Source organism: Halomonas sp. Y3, assembly GCF_024137965.1.
GTDB classification, from domain to species: Bacteria; Pseudomonadota; Gammaproteobacteria; order Pseudomonadales; family Halomonadaceae; genus Halomonas; species Halomonas mongoliensis.
Map to the genome: position 1 here is coordinate 3,998,988 of NZ_CP099975.1, position 26,249 is coordinate 4,025,236.

Sequence of the window (26,249 nt, forward strand, 5' to 3'; positions counted from 1 at the left end):
TGTCGGCTGTTGAAGGCTTTGTTTCAAACGATCATCACGACCGACTTCTGCTCCGTGTAATGCTCGATCAGGGAGTCGCTGAGCTCGCGACCGATACCCGACTGCTTGAAGCCGCCGAAGGGCATGCAGGCGTCCAGCAGGTTATGGCCGTTGACCCAGACGCTCCCGGCCTCGATTTCCGGCACCAGGCGGTTGACCGCGGAGAGATCGTTGGACCAGAGGCTGGCGGCCAGGCCGTAGGGAGAGTCGTTGGCCAGCGTCACCAGCTCGTCCAGTTCGCGGAAGGTCTGCACCACCACCACCGGGCCGAAGATCTCCTCCTGAACGCAGCGGCTTGACTGGGCAAGGCCGGTAATCACGGTGGGTTCGACGAAGTAGCCGGTATCACTGCCCTTGCCGCCGCCGGTAACGATGATGCCGCCATCGCGGCGTGCCTGCTCGATGTAGTCAAGCACCCGACTCTGCTGCTTGGCGGAAACCAGCGGGCCCAGGGTGGTGGTGGGTTCCCAGCCCGGCGCCAGGGTCAGGCCGCGGGCCTGCTCGGCGAGCCGGGCGACGAAGGCGTCATGGATCGACTCGTGGACATAGATCCGTGAACCGGCGGTGCAGACCTGCCCCTGGTTGAAGAAGATCGCCTGAGCCGCGCCCGCGGCGGCGGCCTCGACATCCGCGTCGGCCAGCACCATCACCGGTGATTTGCCGCCCAGCTCCAGGGTGGTACGGGTCATGTTCTCCATGGCGGCGTGGCCGATCAGCTTGCCCACCGGGGTGGAGCCGGTGAAGGCCACCTTGTTGATGCCGGGATGGGCAGCCAATGCGGCACCGGCGGTGTGGCCCAGGCCGGTGACTACGTTGAGGGTGCCGGCGGGAAAGCCCACCTGCTCGACCAGCTCGGCCAGCAGCAGGGCGGTCAGGGGAGTATCCTCGGCGGGCTTGAGCACGATGCTGCAGCCGGCGGCGAGCGCCGGGGCCACCTTCCACGCCGCCATCAGCAGCGGGAAGTTCCAGGGGATGATGGCGCCCACCACGCCGATGGGTTCGCGGCGGGTATAGGCCACGATCTGCTTGTCCTCGGGCACGAAGGGCATGGAGGGGGTCATGCTGCGCCCTTCGACCTTGGTGGCCCAGCCGGCGGTGTAGCGAATGAAGTCGATGGCCAGGGCCACGTCCATATGCCGCGAGAAGGTGACCGGCTTGCCGTTGTCCAGGGTCTCGAGCAGGGCGAAGTCGTCGGCGCGGGCCTCCAGGGCATCGGCCAGGTCCAGCAGCAGCTTTTCGCGCCGGACCGGACGCGACTTGCGCCAGGTGTGGAAGGCCTCCCTAGCGGCGTCGACGGCGGCATCGATATCGGCGGCGTCTCCCGCCGGGACTCGGCTGATGACCTCGGCGGTAGCGGGGTTGTATACGTCCAGGGTCTCGCCGCTGGCAGCAGAGCGCCACTGTCCCCCGACGAAGAGGGCATGGCTCTTGTCCAGCCAGGACTGAATGGCGGCGGAGGGTTGCGTCATGGTTGTGCTCCTGTGGGGCTGATTTATGATTGTCGGGAGACCGCGCCTGGCGCCGCACGGCCCTGGAACTCTAACTGCAAGCCCCATGCCAGCCAGGCCGAGACATAATAATCACAACGATATCAGCATGTTGGTGAGCACCCCGATTCCTGCAACAGCCTTGTCGCGTCGCCAGACACGACGGCTGTCGCATCCTGGGACAATTCGCCAGCTTCGCTGGGAGGCCCCATGATCACCAGAGCCGCGCTGAGAACCCCCGACGTGATCCGCCAGGCCCGCGAGCATCTGCGCCGAGGCCAACTGCCGATGGAGCTGCTCGATGCCAGCATCGGCCGGTCCTGGCAGCGCTGCATGGAATACGGCCTACAGCTCGATACCAGACCCGAGCTGCCGCGGCTCGAGAGTAGCGAGCTCCGTCAGCAGCGCGAGACTCACCGCCGCCTGCTCGAACTGGCCGACCCGTTGGTCAGCCGGGTGGCCGCAGACCTGCACGGTTGCCAGTTGCTGCTGGCCACCCCGGATGCCACCGTCCTCAAGAGCTACGGTCGGAACTTCGTGCTCGCTGACCGTTTTAAAATCGAAGCTGGCATCAACCTGGACGAGCGCTGGTTTGGCACCAATGCGCCAGCCCTGGCGCTCATCGAGCGGGCACCAGTTTTGGTCAAGTCGTGTGAGCATCTGTTGTTCCCCGACAACCCAGTTTCCTGCGTGGCCGCCCCGCTGTTCGATCTCGACGGCGACTGTCTGGGCTTGATCGACCTCACCTTCGATGCCGATCACCCCCGGCCCGAGATCTTCCTGCGCCGAGTGCAACAGCTAACTGGCGCCCTGGAGCAACAGCTATTCCGCCAGCACTACCAGCAGCGCTGGGTGCTCCAGATGCACGCCTCACTGGCCGAATTGGATGGCGTGGCCTGCGGTCTGGTGGCCATCAACGACGCCGGTCTGATCCTGGCGGTGGACCCCCAGGCTACCCAATGGCTGGGGCACGCCCCAGCGTCACTGATCGGCCAGCACATAGAAGCGTTATTGGGTAATTCCTGGACGGAGATTCGTCGCCAGTGCGAGGGGCGCTCGGCCCTGCTGGGGCTGCCGCTCGCCGGCGGCCACCTGGTGGGGCGGCTCAACCCTCCCGAAGCGTGGCAACCATCGACACTCGACGGCGAAGCTACCGTCATGCCGATTTCTTCGCCGAAGCCCGCACGCTCCCGTGACCTGGAGACGCTGGTGGAGGGCTGGCCGATGGCACTGGCCAGGGAAGCACGGCGGGCCAGCCAAGCGCTTGAGGCGGGGCTACCGGTGCTGCTGCAAGGCGAGACCGGTACCGGCAAGGAACAGCTGGCTCGTGCCCTGCACGCCAGCCTTAACGAGCAGAGCCCCTTCGTTGCGCTCAACTGCGCGGCACTGCCCGAAAGCCTGATCGAGGCGGAGCTTTTCGGCTACGGAGAAGGCGCCTTTACCGGCGCCCGCAAGGGTGGCTACAGCGGGCGCCTGGTGCAGGCCAATGGAGGTACCCTGCTGCTCGACGAGATAGGCGACATGCCGCCGGCACTTCAGGCGAGGCTGCTCCGGGTGCTGCAGGAGCGAGTGGTGACACCCCTGGGCGACCACCGGGAGGTACCCATTGACTGCCGGGTGATCGCCGCCAGCCACCGAGACCTGGAAGACCTGGTGACAGCAGGTAACTTCCGAGAGGACCTCTTCTATCGCCTGGCCGGAGTCATCGTGGTACTCCCCTCTTTAAACGAGCAGACCAACCTCGAGGACCGCATTCGCGAACGCTGGGCATCGCTATGTCGCCGTCACAGCCGGAGCTTAACCTTGGACGATGCCTTGCTCGAACGCCTCGCTTCCTACCCATGGCCCGGCAACTGGCGAGAGATGGAGCACTGCCTCGAGGCAGCTCTGGTAGGAACGGAGCCTGAGTGTCAAAAGCTGACACTGGAGGGGCTCTCACCTCGCTGGCAGCGTAGGCTATGTGGAAGTGTGGCTGGCTACCCAACCAGGTTACGACAGGGCATGGCTGGCGAGCCCAAAGCGGAGCCACAAGAGCTGAGGCAACTCGAACAGATTCATATGGAGCGCGTCTTGCAGGAGCATGACGGAAACATGACCGCCGCAGCCCGCGCACTGGGAATCAGCCGCTCGACGCTGTATCGGCGATTAAGCTAGAAGGAGGCACTGGAGCCGAAGGCGCCCATCAGATAAACCTTCCAGAAAAAAGGGCCCGCGAGAGTGTCGCAGGCCCTTGAATTCGTGGCGCGCCCAGCAGGATTCGAACCTGCGACCCCTGCCTTCGGAGGGCAGTACTCTATCCAGCTGAGCTATGGGCGCGCATGCCTGGCGGTAACATCAGGCGGCCCACATCCTAAACCGCAAGGCGTCGCCTGTCCAGCGCCGACCGGCTCCACCATTCCCGGCTCTCATGCCAATGGCGGGGGGTGTTGCATTTTCCTGCCGTCGGGGATGTCGGTATACTAGCGCCCATTATGCGCGTCATGGCGTCACCCGGCCGCGCTGCCGCTCAGCCCGCGCCGCACATAACTTCCTACAGGACCGTCAAGAGGTGGTGAGAGTGAAATCCAGCAAGCTGATCATGGGGTGCCTGGCCACCCTCGGCATGACCGCCGGCGTGGCTACCGCCCAGGCCAATGTCGACCGTGACGCCATCGCCGAGCGTCTGAAGCCGTCAGGTACGCTCTGCCTCGTGGGCGACGACTGTGGCACTGCCGCTCCTTCCAACGGGGGGCAGGAAGTGGCAAGCAACGGAGCCAGCGATATCGACGGCGGCGCTATCTATAACCGCATCTGTATGGCCTGCCACGAGACCGGCGCCGCCGGCGCGCCGATCCGTGGCGATGAGGGCGCCTGGAGCGCCCGCATCGAGCAGGGCTGGGATACCCTCCTCGACCACTCCATCAACGGTTTCAATGCCATGCCGGCCCGTGGCGGCAACCCCAACCTCTCCGACGAGGAAGTCGCCGCCTCTACCGCCTACCTGCTCGAGCCGGTGATGGACGTGCCGGAGCTTGGCGGCGCCGCGGAAGAGGCACCGGCCGAGGAAGCCCCGGTTGAAGAGGCGCCGACCGAGGAGGCACCTGCAGAGGAAGAGGTCGCCAGCGACGACGCCACCGAGGAAGCTGCCGCCGAGGAAGCCGCCGATGGCGATGCTCCCTCCCATGCGGGCATCGACGGCGAGCCCATCTACAACCAGGCCTGCATGGCCTGTCACATGACCGGTGCCGCCGGCGCCCCGATCAAGGGCGATGCCGCCGCCTGGGGCTCGCGCCTGGAGCAGGGCATGGAGACGCTCTATGACCACTCCATCAACGGCATCGGCGCCATGCCACCCAAGGGTGGCTTTGCCAACCTCAGCGACGACGAGGTGAAGGCTGCCGTGGACTTCATGATCGACGCGCTGGACTGAGTCGACCGGATGACCCGACAGCCAAGCGGGGCGCCCAAGGGCGCCCCGCTTGCGTTTGTGCGTCTGCCTGCTCCAGCCAGCAGAGCCCTCAGCCCAGTAAAGAGCCCTCAGCCCAGTAAAGAGCTCTCAGCTCAGTAAAGAGCCCTCAGCCCAATAAAGAGCGCAGCCCGGCGATGGCATCCTTGCCGCGGGCCTGCTTCTTCTCCGGGTCCTCCCGGTCCGGGCGCCCCTCCCACTCCAGGTCCTCCGCCGGCAGCTCGTCCAGGAAGCGGCTCGGCGCGCAGTCCATCAGCTCGCCATAGGCCTTGCGCTGGCGGGCCAGGGTCAGGGTCAGGGTGCGCCGCGCCCGGGTGATGCCCACATAGGCCAGGCGGCGCTCCTCCTCCACGGTGCCCGCTTCGATGGCGTTGCGGTGAGGCAGCAGCTCCTCCTCGAGCCCCATCAGGTAGACGTGGGGGAACTCCAGCCCCTTGGAGGCGTGCATGGTGAGCAGCTGGACCCGGTCGGAGTCATCCTCCTCCGCCTGCTGCTCGAGGATGTCGCGCAGCACCAGCCGGGAGATGGCCGCCTCCACGCTGTCGGTCTCGGTCTCCTCGGAGGCGCTGCTCTCCTCCGGGTCCGCCTGCATCGACTTCTCGAGCTGGTCGATCAGGATCCAGACGTTGGCCATGCGCCGCTCGGCGATGGTGGGAGCGCTGGCGTTCTGGTAGAGCCAGGCCTCGTAGTCCATCTCGCGCAGCATGTCGCGGATGGCGGCGATGGCGTCGCCCTGGTCCATGCGCCGCCGTACCCCGTCGATAAAGTGGGTAAATCTCCCTAACCTTTCGACAGCCCTGACCGGCAGCTGCTCGGCCAGGCCCAGCTCGTGGCAGGCGGCAAACAGCGAGATGCCGCGTTCGGTGGCATAGTTGGCCAGCTTCTCCAGGGTGCCGGGGCCGATCTCCCGGCGCGGCACGTTGACGATGCGCAGGAAGGCGTTGTCGTCCGCCGGGTTGATCAGCAGTCGCAGGTAGGCCATGGCGTCCTTGATCTCATTGCGCGAGAAGAAGGAGGTGCCGCCGGAGAGCTTGTAGGGCACCTGATAGTGCTGCAGCTTGAGCTCCAGCAGCCGGGCCTGGAAGTTGCCGCGGTAGAGCACCGCGAAGTCGCGCCACTCGGCGCGCTCCTTGATGCGCCGGGTGAGGATCTCGCTGGCCACCCGCTCCGCCTCGGCCTCCTCATGGCGGTTGACCACCACCCGGATCGGCGCCCCCTCGCCCATCTCCGACCAGAGGGTCTTCTCGTAGACGTGGGGGTTGTTGCTGATCAGGGTATTGGCGGCGCGCAGGATGGTGCCGGTGGAGCGGTAGTTCTGCTCCAGCTTGACCACCTGCAGGCGCGGGAAGTCCTCGCCCAGGGTCACCAGGTTCTCGGGCCGCGCGCCCCGCCAGGCGTAGATCGACTGGTCGTCGTCGCCCACCACGGTAAAGGTCTGGCGCTCACCCATCAGCAGCTGCACCAGCTGGTACTGGCTGACGTTGGTGTCCTGGTACTCGTCCACCAGCATGTAGTGGATGCGCTTGCGCCAGCGGACCAGGGCCTCGGGGTCGTCGCGCAGCAGCACCACCGGCAGCAGGATCAGGTCGTCGAAGTCCACCGCATTGTAGGCCTTGAGGTGGCGGTTGTAGGCCTCATAGACCCGGGCGGCGAAGAGTTCGTCATCGTCCGCGGCGTGGGACATCGCCTGGCCGGGCAGGATCAGGTCGTTCTTCCAGGCCGAGATCTGCTGCTGCACCGAGTTGATCGCCTCGGCGTCCACCTGGGCATCCTTCTGCATCAGGTCGCGCAGCAGCGCCTTGGCGTCCTCGGGGTCGAAGAGCGAGAAGCCAGGCTTGTAGCCCAGCGCCTGGAGTTCGCGGCGGATGATATTGAGCCCCAGGGTATGAAAGGTAGAGACGGTCAGCCCGTGCCCCTCGCGACCCTTGAGCATCTGGCCCACCCGCTCCTTCATCTCCCGGGCGGCCTTGTTGGTAAAGGTCACTGCGGCGATGCGCCGGGCGCTCATCCCGCAGGCCTGCACCAGGTAGGCGATCTTGGTGGTGATCACGCTGGTCTTGCCGGAGCCGGCGCCGGCCAGCACCAGGCAGGGGCCGTCGATATAGCGCACCGCCTCCTGCTGGCGGGGGTTGAGCCGGCTCAGGCGCTGCTGGATAGTGGCAGGGGTATTCATCGCGCGAGCCTCGCAGGGTCCACCGCGGCCGCGCCGGGAAAGCCGAGCTGCCGCCAGGCCTCATAGACCAGCACCGCACAGGCGTTGGAGAGATTCAGGCTGCGGCTCTCCTCGCGCATGGGGATGCGCAGCCGCTGCGATTCGGGCAGAGCGTCGAGCAGCGCCTGGGGCAGGCCGCGAGTCTCGGGGCCGAAGACCAGGGCGTCGCCCTCACCGTAGGCCGGCTCATGATAGCCGGTGCGCCCCCGGGTCGACACGGCAAACACCCGAGCCGGTGCCGCCGCCTCCAGGTAGGCCTCCCAGCTGGGGTGAACCCGCACCGCCGCCCACTCGTGGTAGTCGAGCCCGGCCCGGCGCAAGCGCCTGTCGTCCAGCACGAAGCCCAGCGGCTCGATCAGGTGCAGGCGAAAGCCGGTGTTGGCGCAGAGCCGGATCAGGTTGCCGGTATTGGGCGGGATCTCGGGCTGGTAGAGAACAACATCGAGCATGGCGGCTCCAGTGGCGGCGGTAGAACGCAGGCGGGCCCCTTGACGGGGCCCGCTGGGCATCGGCGACGAGGCTGCGCCGGGGCGATCAGAAGCGCAGGCGCACGCCGACCTGGGCGCCACGGTCCAGGGTGCGAGTGCCGGTGTCGTTGTCGAAGTCGGCACCCAGCTGGCGCAGGCCGAGATAGCCGTCCACGTTGGGGGCGAAAGCGTAGCGGGCGCGCAGGCCGATCTCGTAGCCGTCGTCGAGGTCGCGGGTCGCGGCAACGCCGGGGGTATAGAAACCGTAGCCTCCCAGGGAGACCTCGGGCAGATTCGGCAGGTAGACATAACCGTAGCCGCCCAGGCCCAGGCCGCCCCCCTTGCCGTAATCGGTGTCGTACTGGGTCCAGCGTGCGCCGACACCCACCTCATGGTCGCGCGTGCGATTGGTCCCCATCAGCTGAGCGTGGAAGACGGTAGCATCCTCGCGATATTCGCTGTGCACTATCCCGCCGCCGAGGCTGATGCCGTCAACGATCTCTCCGGCCGCCTCGAACTGCACCGCATCCGGCCCCAGGTTGAGGTCCAGGCTGCCTCCCTGGGCCATACCTGTAGCGCCCAGCAGGGTCAGACCGGTCAGCACTGCCAGTGTGGATTTCATCTCGCTCTCCTTGTCATCGGCTCCCGTGGCGAACCCCGTTTCCATGAGGCCAGCGTCAGGCGCTGGCCACGCCGTAGCGGATGCGGTAGTCGCGAATGGCCTCGGCATGGCCGCGCAGCGCCTCGCCAGCATGCTCTTCAAGATAGGCCAGGACCATGTCCAGCGTCACGATACTGATGACCGGCATGCCGTAGGCCGCCTCGACCTCCTGGATGGCGCTCTGGGCGCCGCTGCCGCGCTCCTGGCGGTCCAGGGCGATCACCACGCCGGCGGCGCGAGCGCCGGCGGCCTCGATCAGGCCCATCACCTCGCGGATGGCGGTGCCGGCGGTGATGACGTCGTCGATGATCAGTATATCACCGGAAAGCGAAGCACCGACGATATTGCCGCCCTCGCCGTGGGCCTTGGCCTCCTTGCGGTTGAAGGCATAGGGCAGGTCGCGGCCGTGATGGTCGGCCAGGGCGACCGCGGCGGTGGCGGCCAGAGGAATCCCCTTGTAGGCGGGGCCGAAGAGCACGTCGAAGCCGGGGGCGCGGTCGACGATGGCCCGGGCGTAGAAACGCCCCAGACGGGCCAGGGCACCGCCGGTGCGAAACAGCCCGGCATTGAAGAAGTAGGGGCTGACCCGGCCCGATTTCAGGGTGAACTCGCCGAAGCGCAGTACGCCCTGCTCGATGGCGAACTCGATGAATTCACGCTGGTAGTCCTGCAGCGCAGGCGTGCCGGAATGCTCCACTTCAGGCTCCTATCATCTTTATTGGCGCGGGCCATTTACCCAAACGTCGAAACGTCGGGTATCATACACGCGCGACGGTAAAGGGACCACGTATGAAAATTGCCACCATCAATGTCAACGGCATCCGCGAGGCGGTCGGTCGAGGCTTTCTCGACTGGCTGGCCGGCCAGGATGCCGATGTCGTCTGCGTCCAGAACCTCAAGGCCAAGAGCTTCGAGCTGGACGACAGCATTCTCTATCCGGAAGGCTACGAGGGCTACTTCCTCGACGCCGAGCAGGACGGCTTCTCCGGAGTCGGGATCTACTGCCGCAAGATCCCCAAGGCCATCATGTACGGGCTGGGCTTCCCCCAGTGCGACCATGAGGCGCGCTTCCTGCAGGCGGACTACGACCGCTTCAGCATCGCCAGCTTCCTGATGCCCGATGGCAGCGACCTCGCCGCCAAGCAGGCCTTCATGGCCCAGTATCAGGAGTACCTGAGCAAGATGGCCCGCAAGCGCCGCGAGTACATCATCTGCGGTACCTGGCACATCGCCCACAAGACCATCGACCTGGAGAACTGGGCCGACAACCAGGACACCCCCGGCTTCAAGCCCGAGGAGCGCGCCTGGATGGACCAGGTCTTCGGCCCCACCGGCTTCATCGACTGCTTCCGGGAGATCAACCGCGACGCCGGCGAGTACACCTGGTGGCCCAAGCTTGACCAGGAGGTGCCGCGCTCACGCCAGGAGGGCTGGCGCATCGACTACCAGGTGGTGGGCCCCAACTTCCGGCGCCACGTGGTGGACGCCTGGATCGACTACGACGCCAACTTCTCCGAGTTCGCGCCGCTGATCGTCGAGTACGACCTGCCGATCTGACCCCCTCTCCGTCGCCGTTCCGGCCCTCCGGAACGCATCACGCCGGCCTTGATGGCCGGCGTGATGCGTTGGGGGAGCCTGCTCGGCGCCCTTCGCCTTCTGCTCAGCGCGGAATGCCCAGGGCCTCGCGCTGGTGGTCGAAGAGCTGGGCACCGGCATTCTCGGCCAGCTCCAGCATGGCGTTGAGCTCGGCGCGGCTGAAGGAGCCCTTCTCGGCGGTCCCCTGCACCTCGATCAGGCTGCCGTTCTCGGCCATCACCACGTTCATGTCGGTATCGGCCCCGCTATCCTCCGGATAGTCCAGGTCCACCACCGGCACCCCCTTGAAGAGCCCCACCGACACCGAGCTCACCAGCTGCTGGAAGGGGTCGCCCTTGATCAGCTTGTTGCGCTGCAAATAGCGGATGGCGTCCACCAGGGCCACGCAGCCGCCGGTGATGGAGGCGGTGCGGGTGCCGCCGTCGGCCTGGATGACGTCGCAGTCCACGGTAATGGTGAACTCGCCGAGCTTCTTGAGGTTCACCGACGCCCGCAGGGAGCGGCCGATCAGCCGCTGGATCTCCAGGGTGCGGCCGCCCTGCTTGCCGCGGGTCGCCTCGCGGCCCCCGCGGGTGTGGGTGGCCCGGGGCAGCATGCCATACTCGGCGGTCACCCAGCCCTGGCCCTTGCCGCGCAGCCAGCGCGGCACGCCGGGCTCGACGCTGGCGTTGCACAGCACCTTGGTGTCGCCGAACTCCACCAGCACCGACCCCTCGGCGTGACGGGTGTAGTCGCGGGTCAGGCGGATCTCGCGGGGCTGTTCGGGCGCGCGCCCGCTGGGGCGACGGAACTGAGTAGACATAACACCTCGTGGGCTTGGGTTCAGGAATCGATGGGGCCTCATTCTACACCCTCGGGCCGCCCTCCCGGCGAATCGGGTACACTGCTGGCCCGTTCGATTCTCAGCGCCACCTCAGGAGTCCTCGCCATGGTGCACAGCATGACCGCCTTCACCCGCCAGGAGCACGCCGCCGCCTGGGGCAGCCTGCAGCTCGAGCTGCGCTCGGTGAACCAGCGCTACCTGGAGCCCCACTTCCGCCTGCCGGAGAGCCTGCGCGACCTGGAACCGGCCTTCCGCGAGGCGCTCCGCGCCCGACTGGCCCGAGGCAAGGTGGAGGTGAGCCTTCGCTATGAGCCAGCCGGCAGCGCCTCCGGCCTCGCCGTGAACCCGGCGCGGCTGGCCGAGCTCGCCGGCGCCCTGGCCGAGGTGCGCCAGACCGTGGCCGACGCCACGCCCCCCGACGCCCTGGCGCTGCTCGACTACCCCGGCGTGCTGGAGAGCTCCGGCCCCGACCCGGAGGCGGTCAAGGCCGCGGCACTCGCCCTGTTTCAGGCCGCCCTGGACGACCTGGCCGCCGGCCGCGCCCGGGAGGGCGAGAAGCTCGCCGCCCTGATCCGCGAGCGGCTCGTCGCCATCCAGGCCCAGGTGAGCCAGGTGCGCGCCCTGCTGCCGGAGATCCTCGAGCGCCAGCGCGCCCAGCTGCTGGAGCGGCTGGCGAGCGTCAGGGCCGAGCTCGACCCCCAGCGCCTGGAGGCCGAGCTGACCCTGCTCGCCCAGAAGGCCGACGTGGACGAGGAGCTCGACCGCCTGGCTACCCATGTGGCCGAGGTGGAGCGCCAGCTGACCCAGAAGGGACCAGTGGGCCGGCGCCTGGACTTCCTGATGCAGGAACTCAACCGCGAGGCCAACACCCTCTCCTCCAAGTCGGTGGTGGCCAGCACCACCCGCTGCGCGGTGGAGCTCAAGGTGCTGATCGAGCAGATGAGGGAGCAGATCCAGAACATCGAGTAGGCCTGCAGTGCGCCGCGATTTCATGCGATACTTCGCGCTCTGCGACGGCCCATGCCGCTTCATCCAGCTGCCATACAGGGATGCCGACCATGCCACAGGGTACCCTCTTCATCGTTTCCGCCCCCTCAGGCGCCGGCAAGACCAGCCTGGTGCGCGAGCTGATCGAGAGCCTCGACGGCATCCAGGTGTCGGTATCGCACACCACCCGAGCCATGCGCCCCGGCGAGGTGGACGGCGTCAACTACCACTTCGTGGATGTGCCCGCCTTTGAGGCGATGATCGAGCGCGGCGAGTTCTTCGAGCACGCCCGGGTCTTCGACAACTACTACGGGACCTCCCGCCCGGCGGTACAGGCGGCGCTGGATGCGGGCCAGGATGTCATCCTGGAGATCGACTGGCAGGGGGCCCGCCAGGTGCGCAGCCAGATGCCCGACGCGGTCTCCATCTTTATCCTGCCCCCCTCCCGGGATGAGCTGGAGCGCCGCCTGGCCAGCCGCGGCACCGACGAGCACGCGGTGATCGAACGGCGCATGCGCGACGCGGTGAGCGAGATGTCCCACCACGACGAGTACGACTACCTGGTGGTCAACGACGACTTCACCACCGCCCTGCGCGAGCTGCAGGCCCTGGTGGTCGCCCAGCGGCTGAGCCGCGACCGCGCCAGCCAGTCCTACGCTCCCCTGCTCACGGCGCTGCTGGCCTGAATCCCCGGCGCTGCACCGCAGCGCTTGTCACGGCAAGCGGCGGTCGAGTAATCTATCAGGTCTATCCATAGGTGGAACCCGCCCACGCCCACGGCGTGATCGCAGCCGGGTTCCCGCAAGCTTTTCAGGAAGGCATCCATGGCGCGAGTCACAGTCGAAGATTGTCTGGAAAACGTCGAGAACCGCTTCAAGCTGGTGATGATCTCCACCCAGCGCGCCCGCCAGCTGGCACGCGGCTCCCGCGACGCCCAGCTGCCCTGGGAGAACGACAAGCCCACGGTGATGGCCCTGCGCGAGATCGCCGCCGGCCTGGTCGATTCGAGCGTGCTCGACGAGCCCGTCGAGGCAGCGGTGCGCCCGGTGCGTGAACCTCACTACGGCAGCCTCGCCGAGGAGTGATCCCGACGGCGCCCAGGCGCCGTCTTCCTTCTCAGGACACTCAGGCAGAATCAGGGGCGCGCCGCATGTTCACCATCGATGACCTCGCCGACCGACTCGGCGGCTACCTTCCTCAGGACGAGATCCGGCAGGTCAAGCGCGCCTTCTACTACGCCGAGCAGGCCCACGACGGCCAGCGCCGGCGCTCCGGCGAGCCCTACGTCACCCACCCCCTGGCCGTGGCCAATATCCTCGCCAACATGCACATGGACCATCAGAGCCTGATGGCGGCCATGCTGCATGACGTCATCGAGGATACCGGCGTCAGCAAGGAGGCCCTGGCCGAGCAGTTCGGCAAGCCGGTGGCGGAGCTCGTCGACGGCGTCTCCAAGCTGACCCAGATCGCCTTCGAGGACAAGGCGGTCGCCCAGGCCGAGAACTTCCAGAAGATGGTGCTGGCGATGTCCCGGGATATCCGGGTCATCATCGTCAAGCTCGCCGACCGGCTGCACAACATGCGCACCCTGGGCGCCCTGCGCCCCGAGAAGAAGCGCCGCATCGCCCGGGAGACCCTGGAGATCTACGCCCGCATCGCCAGCCGGCTGGGCATCAACACCATCCGCATCGAGCTGGAGGACCTCTCCTTCCAGGCCCTGCACCCCATGCGCGCCGAGCGCATCAAGCGCGCCGTCTCCAGCGCCCGGGGCCATCGCCGCTCGGCGATTCGCCAGATCCAGGACAACCTGCAGCGAACCCTCGACGACGAGGCGCTTCCGGGCACCGTGGTGGGCCGCCAGAAGCACCTGCTGTCGATCTACAAGAAGATGCGCGACCAGCGCAAGTCGTTCAACGAGATCATGGACGTCTTCGCCTTCCGCATCATCACCGAGGATGTGGACAGCTGCTACCGGATACTGGGCATGGTGCACAACCTCTACAAGCCGGTGCCGGGGCGCTTCAAGGACTATATCGCCATCCCCAAGGCCAACGGCTACCAGAGCCTGCATACCACCCTGTTCGGCGCCGGGGGCATGCCCATCGAGGTGCAGATCCGCACCCGGGAGATGGAGGCCATGGCCAACAACGGCATCGCCGCCCACTGGCTCTACAAGGCGGGCCAGACCCAGCACCCCATCGCCGAGGGCAGCCACGCCCGGGCCCGCTCCTGGATCAAGGGGCTGCTGGAGATGCAGCGCCACGCCGGGGACTCCCTGGAGTTCATCGAGCACGTCAAGAACGACCTCTTCCCGGACGATATCTACGTGTTCACGCCCAAGGGCGACATCATGGAGCTGCCCCAGGGCGCCACGGTGATCGACTTCGCCTACAGCGTGCACACCGATATCGGTAACAGCACCATCGCCTGCCGCATCGACCGCCACCTGGCCCCGCTCTCCACCCGGCTGGAGAGCGGCCAGACCCTGGAGATCATCACCGCCCCGGGGGCGCGCCCCAACCTCACCTGGCTCAACTTCGTGGCCACCGCCAAGGCGCGCTCGGCCATTCGCCACGCCCTCAAGCACCAGCAGCATACCGAGGCGGTCCAGCTGGGCCGGCGGCTGCTCAACAAGTCACTGGCGGAGTTCGAGACCAGCCTCGAGGAGCTGCCCGGCGAACCGCTGGCCTCCCTGCTGAAGGAGCTGGGCCTGAAGAACGAGGATGCACTGCTGGAGTCCATCGGACTGGGCGGCCGGGTGGCCCACGTGGTGGCCCGCCGCCTGCTCGACCTGCAGCATGGCGAAGCCGCCCCGGGCAAGGGCGAAGCGCGCGCCCATGGCCCCATCGTGATCAGCGGTGCCGAGGGGATGGTGATCAAGTTCGCCCGCTGCTGCCATCCGCTGCCCGGGGACCCGGTGCTTGGCCACCTCTCGGTGGGCAAGGGCATCGTGGTGCACCGCGCCGAGTGCCGCAACCTGGCCGAGCTGAAGGGCGACCCCGACAAGCTGTTCGCCCTGGAGTGGTCCGAGGAGATCGACGAGGACTTTCCGGTGGCGCTGCGCCTGGAGGTGGAGAGCCGCCGCGGCCTGGTGGCCGAGCTGGCCGGCCTGGTCACCGATGCCGACGCCAATATCGAGCGCATCGGCATCGAGGAGCGCGACGCGCGCCTGGCCACCGTCAACCTGACCCTGTCGGTACGCAGCCGCGTGCACCTGGCGCGCATCATCAAGCGGCTGCGCAACCTTTCCCACGTCGGGCGTATCACCCGCCTCGGCAACTGATTCCCCCACCGGCCCGGCCCTGCCCCCAGTGGGCCGCCGGGCCGCTTTTCGTCATCTCGCACCGCAACTCACGACGGAGCACACCATGAGCAACAAGGCCGTGATCAACACCGAGCTGGCGCCCGCCGCCATCGGCCCCTACTCCCAGGCCATCAAGGCCGGCAACACCGTCTATCTCTCCGGCCAGATCCCCCTGGATCCGGCCACCATGGAGATCGTCTCCGAGGACTTCGAGGCCCAGGCACGCCAGGTCTTCACCAACCTCAAGGCCGTCTGCGAGGAGGCCGCCGGCTCCCTGGGCGAGATCGTCAAGCTCAACCTCTATCTGGTGGACCTGGAGAACTTCGCCCTGGTCAACAAGGTGATGGAGGAGTTCTTCGAGAAGCCCTACCCGGCTCGCGCCGCCGTGGGCGTGAAGGCGCTGCCCAAGGGCGCCCAGTTCGAGGCGGAAGCCGTGATGGTCATCGGCGACTGATAGGGGCATGCGGCTCTTCCTGGCGCTGATGCCGCCGCCCTCGCTGCGCGGGCGGCTCGGCGCGCTGGCCGATGCGGCACAGGCCCGCTGCGGCGGGCGGCGCATGCCGGATGAGAGCCTGCACCTGACCCTGGCCTTCCTCGGCGAGGTGGATGATAAGCGGGCCGCCGCGCTGGTCGACTGGGTGAGCCGCCTGGCGGTGCCAGCCGGCGAGTGGCGGCTCAACGCCTGGGGCCGCTTCCAGCGCCCGGGGATCGTCTGGGTGGGCGGCCAGGCGCCGGATCCGGCCCTGGTCGCCCTGCACTGTCGTCTATGGGACGAGCTCGAGAACCAGGGGCTCCAGGGTCGCCCCTCGCGCTACGTACCCCACGTCACCCTGCTGCGCCGCGCCGAGCGGCTCGAGACCGAAGGGCTGCCGGTGCCGGCGCTGACCTGGCGCTATAATCGGTTCGAACTGATACAGTCAATTACCGACGCTCGGGGCAGCCGCTACGTCAGCCTGGCGCACTCTCCCGAACGCTGATTCTTCATCGCTAAGCGGGAGCAGGGAATGTCTCGTTCCAGGTGCCGAGCCATCACCCTCGGTCTTGCCTTGGCCGCCGCCTTCACGGCCCCTTCGGCAGCCGCCGATCTCACCCTTGCCGCCGGCGCCACCAGCGAATCCACCGCGGCCGTCCAGGTCACGCTGGATCGCCAGCTGCCTCTGGAGCGCTGGCATGAGCGGCTGTCGCTGCGGCTCGGCGGCGGCCTGCTGCTGCTATCGAGCGAAGAGACGGACGGCAACGCCGCCCTGACCCTGGCACCGGCGCTGCGCTGGACGTTCGCGGGCGACCGGGGGCTGTTCCTTGAAGGCGGCGTCGGCGCGGCCCTCTTCCTCAAGACCCGGGTGGAGGCGCGCCATCTCTCCACCGCCTTCCAGTTCGAGGATCGCCTGGCGGCAGGCGTGCCCTGGGCCAGCGGGGAGCTCTCCCTGGCATTGACCCACTACTCCAACGCCGGGATCAAGAGACCGAATGACGGCTTCGAGACCCTGACGCTGGGCTACCGCTTCGCGTTGTGAGCCCGCGGCGCCCAAGGGATCAAGAGACCGCTCTCAAGTCGGCGGCTTCGAGACCCTGATGCTGGGCTACCGCTTCGGGCTCTGATCCGATACACCCGTGGCGGTCAGGCCTTCTCGGGGAGGAAACCGCCCTCCCTGAGCACCTGGGCGTAACCCTCGCGGTAGCTGGGATAGCGGAACGCGTAGCCGCTGGCCAGCAGGCGGGCGTTGCTGCAGCGCTTGCTGGCACGCCGCCGCAGGGGAGACTGGATGATCTCTGTGGCTTCCACCTTGAGCTGCCTGGCCAACCAGCTCATCACCTCATGCAGCGGGGCCGGCTCGCAGTCGCTGGCCAGGTAGAGCGCCTCGACCTCCTCACCGCCCAGCTCCCGCTCGACCAGGTGGGCCAGCACCCCGACGCAGTCGTCCCGGTGGATGCGGTTGCTGTACATGGCGGGGCTCTCCGGGGCGATGCGCCCCTCGCTGACCTGGCGGATCAGGCGGTCGCGGCCGGGGCCGTAGATGCCCGAGAAGCGCACCGCCGTGCCCGGCAGGACGTGGTCGAAGAGCGCCTGCTCCGCCTCGCGGATCAGCATCCCGGCGAAGCCGGTGGGTTCGGCAGGGCTCGCCTCGTCCACCTCCTCACCGGCCTGCTGGGGGTAGACGCTGGTGGAGGAGACGAAGAAGACCCGCCTTGGCGCCTTCTTGCGGGCGCCGAACTCGGCAAGCACCGCCCTGAGCCCCTCGGCATAGACGGCCCGGTAGGCCTCCTCCTCGAAGCGGTCGGCGCTGGCCACATAGATCAGCACGTCGGCGTCCGGCAGGGCCGTGAGGGTGGCGGGGTCGGTGAGGTCCGCCGCCGCCGCCTCCAGCCCGCTGTCGGCCAGTGCCTGGACGTTGCGGCGCACGCCCACCACCCGCTGGCCCACCGACTTGAGCCGCTGGCCCAGCCCGATACCGATATCCCCACAGCCCAGAATCAGCGTTGTTGTCTTCACCTTTTCCCTGCCCCCTGATAAAAAGTCCCTATTGGATTTTCAAGAGGATGCCTGCAAGGCAACCAAGATGACTCTAACAGAACTGCGCTATATCGTGACACTCGCTCAGGAACGCCACTTCGGGCGCGCCGCAGAACGCTGCTTCGTCTCCCAGCCAACCCTGTCGGTGGCGGTAAAAAAACTCGAGGAGGAGCTGGGTGTTGCCCTGTTCGAGCGCTCCAAGTCCACCGTCCAGGTCACCCCCCTGGGGGAGAAGATCGTCGAGCAGGCCCAGCGGGTGCTGGAACAGACCAGCGTCATCAAGGAGCTGGCCAGCGCCGGCAAGGACCAGCTGGCCAGCCCCCTGCGGCTGGGTGCCATCTACACCATCGGCCCCTACCTCTTCCCACACCTGGTGCCCGAACTGCGCCGCGGTGCCCCCCAGATGCCCCTCTACATCGAGGAGGGGTTCACCGGCAGCCTGCGCCGCAAGCTGCGCAGCGGCGAGCTGGACGCCATCATAGTGGCGCTGCCCTTCACCGAAACCGACGTGCTCACCAAGGCGCTCTACGAGGAGGAGTTCGAGGTGCTGCTGCCGGCGGACCACCCCATGGCCGGGCGCGAGACGATCCACAAGGAGGAGCTGCTCAAGGAGCGGCTGCTGCTGCTGGGCGAGGGTCACTGCTTCCGTGACCAGATCCTCGAGGCCTGCCCGGCCATCAGCCAGAAGCTGGCCAGCCCCACCAATACGCTGACCGCCGAGGGCGGGTCCCTGGAGACCATCCGCCATATGGTCGCCTCCAAGCTCGGCATCACGGTGCTGCCGCGCTCGGCCATCGGCACCAGCCACTACGAGAGCGGCCTGCTGACCAGCGTGCCCTTCGCGCCGCCGGCCCCCACCCGCACCGTAGCCATCGCCTGGCGCGCCAGCTTCCCGCGCCCCAAGGCGATCGATGCGGTCACCGACGCCATCGCCCGCTGCCGCGAGGCGAGACCCGAGCCGGCATGAACGCACTCGATGCGCCGGTCACGTCGCTCAAGGGGGTCGGCGAAGCGCTGGCGCTGAAGCTCGCCCGGCTGCGCATCGAGAGCGTGGCCGACCTGCTCTTCCATCTGCCGCTGCGCTACCAGGACCGCACCCGCATCACCCCCATCGGCACCCTGCGCGCCGGCCACGAGGCGGTGGTGGAAGGAGAGGTGGTGGCCGCCGAGGTGGTTCGCGGTCGTCGGCGCAGCCTGCTGGTGCGCCTGCGTGACGGCTCGGGGCTGCTCAGCCTGCGCTTCTTCCACTTCTCTCCGGCCCAGCAGCAGCAGTTCCAGCCGGGCGGCTGGCTGCGCTGCTTCGGCGAGGCCCGGGCCGGCGCCACCGGGCTGGAGCTCTACCACCCGGAGTATCGGCTGCTCAAGGCGGATGCGCCCCCGGTGGAGGACCATCTGACCCCCATCTACCCGGCCACGGAGGGGCTCCACCAGAGCCGCCTGCGGGCGCTGATCGAGCAGGCCCTGGGGCTGCTCGACGCCCATCCCGAGGCGCTGCCCGACTGGATCACAGAGGACCTGCGCGGCCGCTTTCGCCTGCCCGAGCTGCACCACTGCCTGCACCTGCTCCATCAGCCCACCCCGGACGTGGACCCCGCCCAGCTCGCCAGCGGCCGGCACCCGGCCAGCCGCCGCCTGGCTCTGGAGGAGCTGCTGGCCCACCGCCTCAGCCTCCAGGAGGTCCGCCTGCGCATCCAGGAGGACGGTGCGCCGGCGCTGCCCAGCGGGCGCAGCCTCCAGGCGCGCTTCCTCACCCAGCTGCCCTTCTCGCTGACCGCCGCCCAGCGCCGCGTGCTCGACGAGATCGGCGCCGACCTGGCTCGGGAGGTGCCCATGCTGCGCCTGGTCCAGGGCGACGTGGGCTCCGGCAAGACGGTGGTGGCCGCCATGGCGGCGCTGGCCGCCATCGCCGGCGACTGCCAGGCGGCGATGATGGCCCCCACCGAGATCCTGGCCGAGCAGCACTACCGCGCCTTTCGCTCCTGGTTCGCGCCGCTGGGCATCGAGGTGGCCTGGCTCTCCGGCAAGCTCAAGGGCAAGACGCGCCTGGATACCAAGGCGGCCATCCTTGATGGTCGCGCCCGCATGGTGGTAGGCACCCACGCTCTCTTCCAGGGCGACGTGCACTTCCAGCGCCTGGGGCTCGCCATCGTCGACGAGCAGCACCGCTTCGGCGTGCATCAGCGCCTGGCGCTGCGCGAGAAGGGCGAGGCCGGCGGCCTGACGCCCCATCAGCTGGTGATGACCGCCACCCCCATCCCCCGCACCCTGGCCATGAGCGCCTATGCCGACCTGGACGTCTCGGTGATCGACGAGCTGCCCCCGGGGCGCACCCCGGTCAAGACGGTGGCGATGCCCGACGAGCGCCGCCCCGAGGTGGTGGAGCGCATCCGCCACGCCTGCGCCGAGGGGCGCCAGGCCTACTGGGTCTGCACCCTGATCGAGGAGTCGGAGGCGCTGGAGTGCCAGGCCGCCGAGGCGACCCGGGACGAGCTCACCGAGGCGCTGCCCGGGCTCGCCGTCGGCCTGGTGCACGGACGCATGAAGGCCGCCGAGAAGGCCGCGGTAATGGACGCCTTCAAGGCCGGCGAGCTCGACCTGCTGGTGGCCACCACGGTGATCGAGGTGGGGGTCGACGTGCCCAATGCCAGCCTGATGATCATCGAGAACCCGGAGCGGCTCGGCCTCTCCCAGCTGCATCAGCTGCGCGGCCGGGTCGGCCGGGGCTCCACCGAGAGCTTCTGCGTGCTGCTCTATCACCCGCCGCTGTCGGCCCACTCCAAGGAGCGCCTGGCGGTGATGCGGGAGACCAACGACGGCTTTCGTATCGCCGAGAAGGACCTGGAGCTGCGCGGCCCCGGGGAGGTGCTGGGGACCCGTCAGACGGGCCTGGCCCAGATGAAGATCGCCGACCTGGAGCGGGACGCGGACCTGCTGGAGCGGGTCGCCCCCCTGGCCCAGGCGCTGCTGGCCCTCCATCCGGAGGCGAGCCGGCCGCTGATCCGCCGCTGGCTGGGCGAGGAGGCGGGCCGCTACGGGCAAGTTTAGCGATAAGCCGTAAGCCGTAAGCCAGGAAGGCTTATCGCTTAAAGCTCCGGGCGAAGCCCGGTCAGAGGTGCCTGAGCAGCCTCTGCAGCTTCTGGAGATCGGCGGAGTCACCGACCAGGCGCACGCTGCCTGCCATCATGCCGTCCAGGAAGGCCTGCTGGGTGGGCTTCTTGAGCACCCTGAGCGCGGTGGCCTCGTCCTCGAAGCGCAGCTCCAGGTCGAGGTCCACCGGCAGGCCGCGACCGCTCTGGATGCCCCGCGGTGACATCCGGTAGTGGCGAGCCACGGAGAGATCCTCGGTGGCGATGCCCCAGTCGAGGCCGCGCATCTCGGTCAGCAGCTCACGAAAGCGCGCCTTGCGGCGCAGGGCGCGCTTGAGCAGAAGGGCCAGCAGCCAGAGCATCAGTCGCAGCTTCATGTCGTTGTCGCCACCGCATCCAGGGAGGAGAAAGCATCGCGGCCTGCCGGAGCAGGCCGCAGCTGTGGTAGCCGTGGGCCTACTTGGCCACGGCGTCCTTGAGCCCCTTGCCGGGCTTGAAGGCCACCGTCTTGCTGGCCGGGATGGTCAGCGGCTGGCCGGTCTGGGGGTTCTTGCCGGTACGCGCCGCACGCTCGCGCACGGTGAAGGTGCCGAAACCGATCAGCGACACGTCCTGGCCCTGGGCGACGCTTCCGGTGATCTCGTCGAGGATGACGTTGAGCACCTGGCTCGCCTTGTCCTTGGAAAGATCGGCACGCTCGGCAATCGCCGCGGCGAGTTCTGGCTTACGCATACTGCCCTCCTGGTGTTGGCATTCTCCCCGGGCGCCTGTCGCCGGGGGCTTGTTGTCGAAGATCTAGCCTAGCAATGGCGGCGCAGCCCGCGCCAGCTCAACTTTCCGACGGACACAGGCCCCTGTCAACGCAAATCCGATCAAACGTCCGTCCTCCGCCTCGGCCAGGGCGGTGAAATCCCCCGCCTCCCCCTCGATACGCCAGCGTGCCGGCGGGCGGGTCGGGGGCAGCGCCACCACCGGCAGCAGCGGCGTCTTCACCACCACCGGCCAGGCGCCATAGCTGACCGGCGTGGGCGTGCCGCCCAGGGTCCGGGCCAGGGCCTTGGCACTGGCCTGCAGCGGCTGCACGTACATGGCGTTCACGCCATCGACGCAGGCCACATCGCCCAGGGCGTAGACCCCCGGCGCCGAGGCGGCCAGCCAGCGGTCGACGTGGATCCCGGCGGCGCTGACCGCCAGGCCCGCCGCCTCGGCCAGGGCGGTGCGCGGCGCCAGGCCGGTGGCCACCAGCACCAGGTCGGCATCGAGCCGGCTGCCGTCGTCCAGGGCCAGGCCCACCGCGTTCCCGGCCGCCTCCAGGGCGGTCACCCCGACCTCCAGCGCCAGCGCCATGCCGGCCTCCTCGAAGGCCACCCCCAGGGCGCGCCCCAGGGGTTCCGGCAGCAGCCGCGGCAGCGGCGCGGCCTCGGGGGCCACCAGGCTTACTTCGTGGCCGCCGGCCAGCAGGTCGTTGGCAAACTCGCAGCCCACCAGGCCGGCGCCGACGATGGCGATGCGGCCGGGCCGCCCCAGGGCCGCCAGGGCCGCGTGGAAGTCGCGATAGTCGTCCAGGTCGTTGATGGTGAAGACCCGTCCGGCCACGGCCTCGGGTACCGGAAAGGGAATCGCCGGTGCGGCGCCGGTGGCCAGCACCAGCTCGCTCCAGGGCAGCGTCTCCCGACCCACCGTCAGGGTCCGCGACGCGGTATCGATGGCGTCGACCCGGGTATGGGTGCGCGTCACGGCATGGAGCTGCTCGGCCACCTGGAGGGCGCTGCGCGCCGCCAGCCGCTCCGGGGGCAGGCGCTTGGCGAAGCCGGTGGAGAGCAGCGGCTTCGAGTAGTCATCGCCGCTGTCGGCGGTGATCAGGGTGATGGGGCGCTCGGCATCCTGGGCGCGCAGGGCGCGCAGCAGGCCGATGCCCGCCATGCCGGAGCCGATGATGGTCAGGGGAGCGCTCATGGATCTCCTCGGATCAGGAAGGGAGTGCCCCGCATGTTACACTAGCCGCCCCTGAATCGACGCGGAGCCCGACGGTGTCCGACCTGCCGACTTCCGAGACCCGCGCCCCGACGCGCTGGCTGCCCCTGGCCGAGGCCCGCCTCGCCATGAGCCCCGCCTGGCAGCGCTGGGTCGGCTCCCGGGACTCCCTCACCCTGCGTCTCACCGAGGCCGGCGCGCCGCGCCCCTTCCGCGTGCGGCTGCTCGACCAGCGTCTGGACGCGCCGCGCCCGGATGAGGCCCGCGCCCTGGGCATCGCCCCCGGCCAGCGCGCCTGGCTGCGCGAGGTGGCGCTCTGCCTGGGCGAGCGCCCCTGGGTGGTGGCCCGTTCGGTGGCGCCGCTTACGGGCCTGCCCGAGCAGGAGCTGGCCCACCTCGGCGAGCGCTCCCTGGGCTCCTGGCTCTTCCGCCAACCGGACCTGGAACGCGGCGAGATCGAGGCGACCACCGCCCCCGCCGGCTTCCACGAGGCCAGCGGCCCCTGGGGACGCCGCTCGGTGTTCCGCCGCGGCGACTTCCGGGTGCTGGTGCAGGAGTGGTTCCTGGACGCCATGGCGGATGACCTCGGCCTCCCTTCGCGCTAGGCTCTGGGCCTCGTGCCGATAATGAAAACCTTCACGAGGTAGAGATGGACCGTTCCCTGATGCGCCCCAAGGGCCTGGCCCGGGTGCCCGACTTCCTGCAGCTGATGCGCCTCGACCGCCCCATCGGCACCTGGCTGCTGATGTGGCCGACGCTCTGGGCGCTGTGGATCGCCGCCGAAGGCATTCCGGGCCGCGATGTGCTGCTGATCTTCGTTGCCGGCGTCTACGTGATGCGCGCCGCCGGCTGCGTGGTCAACGACTACGCCGACCGCCACTTCGACGGCCACGTCAAGCGCACCCTTAACCGCCCCCTGGCCACCGGCCGGATCAGCGAGGGCGAGGCCCAGGGGCTCTTCGCGATCCTGGTCATGGTCGCCTTCGTGCTGGTGCTGTTCACCAACCTCTTTACCATCCTGCTCTCCATCGGCGGCGTCGTGCTGGCCTTCATCTACCCCTTTATGAAGCGCTACACCCACCTGCCCCAGCTCTTCCTGGGCGCCGCCTTCTCCTGGGCCATCCCCATGGCCTTCGGCGCGGTGCTCGGCCGGGTGCCCTTCGAGGCCTGGCTGCTGTTTGCCGCTAACGTCGCCTGGACCGTGGCCTACGACACCCAGTACGCCATGGTCGACCGGGACGACGACCTCAAGATCGGCATCAAGTCCACCGCGGTGCTGTTCGGCCGCGCCGACCGGCTGATGATCGGCCTGCTCCAGGGGCTGACCCTGCTGCTGCTGGTCTGGGCCGGTCTCCGCCTGGGGCTGGGCGGCTTCTTCTGGCTGGGCCTGGCCGCCATGGCCGCCACCTTCGTCTGGCAGCAGTGGCTGATCCGCACCCGCGAGCGGGATCCCTGCTTCCGCGCCTTCCTCAACAACCACTGGTCGGGGCTGCTGGTCTTCGCCGGCATCGCCCTGACCCTGTGGCCGGAGCTTGGCGCCTGAGGGCCGTCCGCCGCGTCCGAGCGCGACTGTCACGCCAGTGTCATACTGGCATGGTGAGATCGTCACCGATTCGTCACTGTGCCGAGGCTACCGGATGACCGCCAAGACCGTTCTTATCGTCGATGATGAGGCGCCGATCCGCGAGATGATCGCGGTAGCGCTGGAGATGGCCGACTATCATGTGCTCGAGGCGGACAGCGCCCAGAGCGCCCACGCCCTGATCGTCGACCACCAGCCCGACCTGGTACTGCTGGACTGGATGATGCCCGGCACCAGCGGCATCGAGCTGGCCCGACGCCTCAAGCGCGAGCCCACCACCGCCGAGCTGCCGATCATCATGCTCACCGCCAAGGGCGAGGAGGACAACAAGATCCAGGGGCTCGAGGCCGGCGCCGACGACTACATCACCAAGCCCTTCTCCCCCCGGGAGCTGGTGGCCCGCCTCAAGGCGGTGCTGCGCCGCACGACTCCCCAGGGGGTCGAGGAAGCGGTGGAGGTGGACGGCCTGCTGCTCGACCCGGTCAGCCACCGGGTCAGCGCCAACGGCCGCGCCGTGGAGATGGGGCCCACCGAGTATCGCCTGCTGCAGTTCTTCATGACCCACCAGGAGCGCGCCTACACCCGCAGCCAGCTGCTGGACCAGGTGTGGGGGGGCAACGTCTACGTGGAGGAGCGCACCGTGGACGTGCATATCCGCCGCCTGCGCAAGGCGCTGGGCGAGCGCCACCAGCATCTGGTCCAGACGGTGCGCGGCACCGGCTACCGGTTCTCCGCCAAGGGCTGACGTGGGCCTCTGGAAGCGGGAAGCGTGGCGACTGCTGCTGCTGGCCGGCAGCGGCCTGGCGGTAGGATGGCTGCTGTCCCATGCCTGGGCCGGCCTGGCCCTGGGACTCGGCGCCTGTCTCGCCTTCCACCTGCACCAGCTGCGTCGCCTCCACCGCTGGCTGACCCTGACGCCCCAGGCCGAGCCCCCCGCCACCACCGGCATCTGGGGCGACCTCCTCGACCGTCTCTACCGCTACCAGAAGGGCCAGCGCCATACCCAGGAGCGCCTTCTCGGCATCATCAAGCGGGTCCAGGAGTCTTCGGAGGCGATGCGCGACAGCGTGGTGATGCTCGACGGCCATGGCGACATGGAGTGGTGGAACAGCGCCGCCGAACGCATGCTGGGCCTGCGCGCCGCCCACGACCGCGGTCACCACATCACCAACCTGGTGCGGGATCCCCGCTTCATCGACTACTTCCACGCCCGGGATTACCGGGAGCCGCTGACGCTCCCCTCGCCCATCGACGAGCAGATGGTGCTGCAGTTCCAGATCACCCTCTACGGCGACGACGAGCGCCTGCTGATGGCCCGGGACATCACCCGCCTGCACCGCCTGGAGGAGATGCGCCGGGACTTCGTGGCCAACGTCTCCCACGAGCTGCGCACCCCCCTCACCGTGCTGGCCGGCTACCTGGAGACCTACGCCACCTACGCCGACCAGCTGCCGCCGCGCTTCGCCCGGGGAGTCGGTCGGATGCAGGAGCAGACCGTGCGCATGCAGAGCCTGGTCAGCGACCTGCTGCTGCTGTCCAAGCTGGAGATCGAGCGCGGCGGCGCAGACCATGCCCCCCTGGCGATGAGCGCGCTGCTGGCCAGCGTACAGCGGGACGCCGAGGCGCTCAGCGGCGGGCGACACACTCTGGAGGTGGAGCAGAGCGAGGCCCGGGCACTGGTCGGCAGCGAGCAGGAGATCCGTAGCGCCCTCTCCAACCTGGCCTTCAACGCGGTGCGCTATACCCCCGAAGGGAGCCACATCGTGCTGCGCTGGCGGCCCCAGGGCGACGGTGCCTGCCTGGAGGTGGAGGATAACGGCGAGGGCATCGACCCGGTGCACCTGCCGCGGCTGACCGAGCGCTTCTACCGGGTCGACAAGGGGCGCAGCGCCGCCACCGGCGGCACCGGGCTTGGCCTGGCCATCGTCAAGCATGTGCTGCTGCGCCACGATGCCCGCCTGGAGATCGACTCCCGGCCCGGCCAGGGAGCCCGCTTCCGCTGCCTCTTCCCGGCCTCCCGCCTGCTGGAGCCCCAGCTCGTCGAGCAGTGAGCCCGCCTCCGCGCGCAGGCCGA

26 protein-coding genes and 1 tRNA gene are annotated in these 26,249 nt (G+C 68.5%); 16 read left to right on the top strand and 11 right to left on the bottom strand.

Going from position 1 to position 26,249, the window contains the following annotated elements:
• Positions 1-23: 23 nt before the first annotated feature.
• Positions 24-1,508: an aldehyde dehydrogenase gene (locus NHL60_RS18945; RefSeq protein WP_253447088.1), complete on the bottom strand. Its 1,485-nt coding sequence runs from the start codon at positions 1,506-1,508 to the stop codon at positions 24-26.
• A gap of 228 nt (positions 1,509-1,736) precedes the next feature.
• Between NHL60_RS18945 and NHL60_RS18950 the strand changes: the two genes are divergently transcribed.
• Positions 1,737-3,680, top strand: coding sequence for a sigma-54-dependent Fis family transcriptional regulator (locus tag NHL60_RS18950; protein WP_253447091.1), 1,944 nt, complete (start codon positions 1,737-1,739; stop codon positions 3,678-3,680).
• Between the two features lie 85 nt (positions 3,681-3,765).
• On the opposite strand, the gene NHL60_RS18955 is transcribed toward NHL60_RS18950, so the two are convergent.
• A tRNA-Arg gene (locus NHL60_RS18955) sits at positions 3,766-3,842 on the bottom strand.
• Positions 3,843-4,083: 241 nt separating this feature from the next.
• On the opposite strand from NHL60_RS18955, the gene NHL60_RS18960 reads away from it, so the two are divergent.
• Positions 4,084-4,935, top strand: a complete 852-nt coding sequence (locus tag NHL60_RS18960) for a cytochrome c5 family protein (protein ID WP_253447094.1) — start codon at positions 4,084-4,086, stop codon at positions 4,933-4,935.
• 145 nt (positions 4,936-5,080) lie between these two features.
• On the opposite strand, the gene rep is transcribed toward NHL60_RS18960, so the two are convergent.
• The 4 genes from rep to pyrE form a co-directional block, all read right to left on the bottom strand.
• On the bottom strand, positions 5,081-7,144 hold the full coding sequence (gene rep, locus NHL60_RS18965; RefSeq protein ID WP_253447098.1) for a DNA helicase Rep: 2,064 nt from the start codon (positions 7,142-7,144) through the stop codon (positions 5,081-5,083).
• Complete coding sequence (trmL, locus tag NHL60_RS18970; RefSeq protein WP_253447101.1) at positions 7,141-7,632, bottom strand: tRNA (uridine(34)/cytosine(34)/5-carboxymethylaminomethyluridine(34)-2'-O)-methyltransferase TrmL; 492 nt, start codon at positions 7,630-7,632, stop codon at positions 7,141-7,143. Before trmL ends, rep begins: the two co-directional genes overlap by 4 nt.
• Before the next feature lie 85 nt (positions 7,633-7,717).
• Positions 7,718-8,272 carry a YfaZ family outer membrane protein gene (locus NHL60_RS18975; protein ID WP_253447104.1) on the bottom strand — a complete coding sequence of 185 codons (555 nt, stop codon included), beginning with the start codon at positions 8,270-8,272 and terminating at the stop codon, positions 7,718-7,720.
• Between the two features lie 55 nt (positions 8,273-8,327).
• Positions 8,328-9,008 carry an orotate phosphoribosyltransferase gene (gene pyrE / locus NHL60_RS18980; protein ID WP_253447107.1) on the bottom strand — a complete coding sequence of 227 codons (681 nt, stop codon included), beginning with the start codon at positions 9,006-9,008 and terminating at the stop codon, positions 8,328-8,330.
• 92 nt (positions 9,009-9,100) lie between these two features.
• Here pyrE and NHL60_RS18985 point away from each other — a divergent pair, with 92 nt between their 5' ends.
• Positions 9,101-9,868, top strand: coding sequence for an exodeoxyribonuclease III (locus NHL60_RS18985; RefSeq protein ID WP_253447110.1), 768 nt, complete (start codon positions 9,101-9,103; stop codon positions 9,866-9,868).
• Positions 9,869-9,971: 103 nt separating this feature from the next.
• Here the strand turns inward: NHL60_RS18985 and rph are convergent, their stop codons facing one another.
• Entirely contained in the window at positions 9,972-10,709 is a 738-nt protein-coding gene (gene rph, locus NHL60_RS18990) for a ribonuclease PH (protein ID WP_253447113.1), read from the bottom strand.
• A gap of 126 nt (positions 10,710-10,835) precedes the next feature.
• Between rph and NHL60_RS18995 the strand changes: the two genes are divergently transcribed.
• The 7 genes from NHL60_RS18995 (at position 10,836) to NHL60_RS19025 (ending at position 16,535) form a co-directional block, all read left to right on the top strand.
• Entirely contained in the window at positions 10,836-11,699 is an 864-nt protein-coding gene (locus NHL60_RS18995) for a YicC/YloC family endoribonuclease (RefSeq protein WP_253447116.1), read from the top strand.
• A gap of 89 nt (positions 11,700-11,788) precedes the next feature.
• Positions 11,789-12,403 carry a guanylate kinase gene (gmk, locus tag NHL60_RS19000; protein ID WP_253447119.1) on the top strand — a complete coding sequence of 205 codons (615 nt, stop codon included), beginning with the start codon at positions 11,789-11,791 and terminating at the stop codon, positions 12,401-12,403.
• Between the two features lie 138 nt (positions 12,404-12,541).
• Positions 12,542-12,802 carry a DNA-directed RNA polymerase subunit omega gene (rpoZ, locus tag NHL60_RS19005; RefSeq protein WP_253447122.1) on the top strand — a complete coding sequence of 87 codons (261 nt, stop codon included), beginning with the start codon at positions 12,542-12,544 and terminating at the stop codon, positions 12,800-12,802.
• Between the two features lie 65 nt (positions 12,803-12,867).
• On the top strand, positions 12,868-15,000 hold the full coding sequence (locus tag NHL60_RS19010) for a bifunctional (p)ppGpp synthetase/guanosine-3',5'-bis(diphosphate) 3'-pyrophosphohydrolase (protein ID WP_253447125.1): 2,133 nt from the start codon (positions 12,868-12,870) through the stop codon (positions 14,998-15,000).
• Positions 15,001-15,085: 85 nt separating this feature from the next.
• A complete protein-coding gene (locus NHL60_RS19015; RefSeq protein WP_253447128.1) occupies positions 15,086-15,475 on the top strand; it encodes a RidA family protein in 390 nt (129 codons plus the stop codon).
• Positions 15,476-15,482: 7 nt separating this feature from the next.
• Positions 15,483-15,998, top strand: a complete 516-nt coding sequence (thpR, locus tag NHL60_RS19020) for an RNA 2',3'-cyclic phosphodiesterase (RefSeq protein ID WP_253447129.1) — start codon at positions 15,483-15,485, stop codon at positions 15,996-15,998.
• A 27-nt stretch (positions 15,999-16,025) separates the two neighbouring features.
• A complete protein-coding gene (locus NHL60_RS19025; protein WP_253447130.1) occupies positions 16,026-16,535 on the top strand; it encodes an acyloxyacyl hydrolase in 510 nt (169 codons plus the stop codon).
• 104 nt (positions 16,536-16,639) lie between these two features.
• On the opposite strand, the gene NHL60_RS19030 is transcribed toward NHL60_RS19025, so the two are convergent.
• On the bottom strand, positions 16,640-17,512 hold the full coding sequence (locus NHL60_RS19030) for an NAD-dependent epimerase/dehydratase family protein (protein WP_253447131.1): 873 nt from the start codon (positions 17,510-17,512) through the stop codon (positions 16,640-16,642).
• Positions 17,513-17,579: 67 nt separating this feature from the next.
• On the opposite strand from NHL60_RS19030, the gene NHL60_RS19035 reads away from it, so the two are divergent.
• On the top strand, positions 17,580-18,500 hold the full coding sequence (locus tag NHL60_RS19035; protein WP_253447132.1) for a hydrogen peroxide-inducible genes activator: 921 nt from the start codon (positions 17,580-17,582) through the stop codon (positions 18,498-18,500).
• The gene (gene recG / locus NHL60_RS19040) at positions 18,497-20,578 is read left to right on the top strand and encodes an ATP-dependent DNA helicase RecG (protein WP_253447133.1); all 2,082 of its coding nucleotides are present in this window, start codon (positions 18,497-18,499) and stop codon (positions 20,576-20,578) included. Before NHL60_RS19035 ends, recG begins: the two co-directional genes overlap by 4 nt.
• A 61-nt stretch (positions 20,579-20,639) precedes the next feature.
• Here the strand turns inward: recG and NHL60_RS19045 are convergent, their stop codons facing one another.
• The 3 genes from NHL60_RS19045 to NHL60_RS19055 all read right to left on the bottom strand — a co-directional run bounded on the left by NHL60_RS19045 (position 20,640) and on the right by NHL60_RS19055 (position 22,575).
• Positions 20,640-20,996 carry a hypothetical protein gene (locus tag NHL60_RS19045; RefSeq protein WP_253447134.1) on the bottom strand — a complete coding sequence of 119 codons (357 nt, stop codon included), beginning with the start codon at positions 20,994-20,996 and terminating at the stop codon, positions 20,640-20,642.
• A gap of 79 nt (positions 20,997-21,075) precedes the next feature.
• Positions 21,076-21,351: an HU family DNA-binding protein gene (locus NHL60_RS19050; RefSeq protein WP_110069428.1), complete on the bottom strand. Its 276-nt coding sequence runs from the start codon at positions 21,349-21,351 to the stop codon at positions 21,076-21,078.
• Between the two features lie 63 nt (positions 21,352-21,414).
• Positions 21,415-22,575 (bottom strand): FAD-dependent oxidoreductase, encoded by a 1,161-nt coding sequence (locus tag NHL60_RS19055; RefSeq protein WP_253447135.1) that lies wholly within the window; start codon positions 22,573-22,575, stop codon positions 21,415-21,417.
• Positions 22,576-22,658: 83 nt separating this feature from the next.
• On the opposite strand from NHL60_RS19055, the gene NHL60_RS19060 reads away from it, so the two are divergent.
• From NHL60_RS19060 to phoR, 4 genes are all read left to right on the top strand, one after another.
• The gene (locus tag NHL60_RS19060; protein ID WP_253452301.1) at positions 22,659-23,198 is read left to right on the top strand and encodes a chorismate lyase; all 540 of its coding nucleotides are present in this window, start codon (positions 22,659-22,661) and stop codon (positions 23,196-23,198) included.
• A 44-nt stretch (positions 23,199-23,242) separates the two neighbouring features.
• Entirely contained in the window at positions 23,243-24,136 is an 894-nt protein-coding gene (ubiA, locus tag NHL60_RS19065) for a 4-hydroxybenzoate octaprenyltransferase (RefSeq protein WP_253447136.1), read from the top strand.
• A 94-nt stretch (positions 24,137-24,230) separates the two neighbouring features.
• On the top strand, positions 24,231-24,920 hold the full coding sequence (gene phoB, locus NHL60_RS19070; RefSeq protein ID WP_253447137.1) for a phosphate regulon transcriptional regulator PhoB: 690 nt from the start codon (positions 24,231-24,233) through the stop codon (positions 24,918-24,920).
• Between the two features lies 1 nt (position 24,921).
• On the top strand, positions 24,922-26,226 hold the full coding sequence (phoR, locus tag NHL60_RS19075; protein ID WP_253447138.1) for a phosphate regulon sensor histidine kinase PhoR: 1,305 nt from the start codon (positions 24,922-24,924) through the stop codon (positions 26,224-26,226).
• The last annotated feature ends 23 nt before the right edge of the window (positions 26,227-26,249 follow it).